The sequence below is a fragment of the Streptomyces lothianensis genome, from assembly GCF_047779955.1.
In the GTDB taxonomy this organism is placed as follows: domain Bacteria; phylum Actinomycetota; class Actinomycetes; order Streptomycetales; family Streptomycetaceae; genus Streptomyces.
In genome coordinates this window covers 1-497 of the sequence record NZ_JBLMKT010000136.1, presented here as the reverse complement: position 1 = coordinate 497, position 497 = coordinate 1, and the positions used below count along the sequence as shown (strand labels likewise).

Genomic DNA, 497 nt, shown 5'->3' with positions numbered 1-497 from the left:
TGGTTGTGGTGGTGGGGGTGGTGGCTTGGTGGGTGGTGGTGTCGTTGAGGAGTTCGGTGGTGAGGTGGTGGGCGAGTTGTCCGGCGGAGGGGTAGTCGAAGACGAGGGTGGCGGGCAGGCGCAGGCCGGTGGCGGTGTTGAGGCGGTTGCGGAGTTCGACGGCGGTGAGGGAGTCGAAGCCGAGTTCGGTGAAGGCGCGTTCGGCGGGGATGGTGTCGGCGGAGTTGTGGCCCAGGACGGCGGCGACTTCGGTTCGGACGGTGTCCAGGGCCAGTTGGGCGCGTTCGGGTGCGGGGAGGGTGAGGAGGCGTTGGGCGAGGGCGGAGGTCTGGCTGGTGCCGGGGTGTGCGGTGCGGCGGTGGCTGGTGCGGACCAGGCCGCGCAGCAGGTGGGGTACGGCCGGGGCCTTGCGGAACGCGGGCAGGTTCAGGCGTACCGGGGCGAGCGCCGCCTCACCCGTGGACACAGCCGCATCGAACAGACCCAGGCCCTCATCG

Annotated in this window: 1 protein-coding gene; it reads right to left on the bottom strand. The window is 71.2% G+C overall.

Annotated features, from left to right (window positions below; genetic code table 11):
• Window positions 1-466 (bottom strand): acyl carrier protein (locus tag ACLF6P_RS29945; protein ID WP_415954559.1); only part of this gene is annotated, 466 nt, incomplete at its 3' end.
• Window positions 467-497 lie beyond the last annotated feature (31 nt).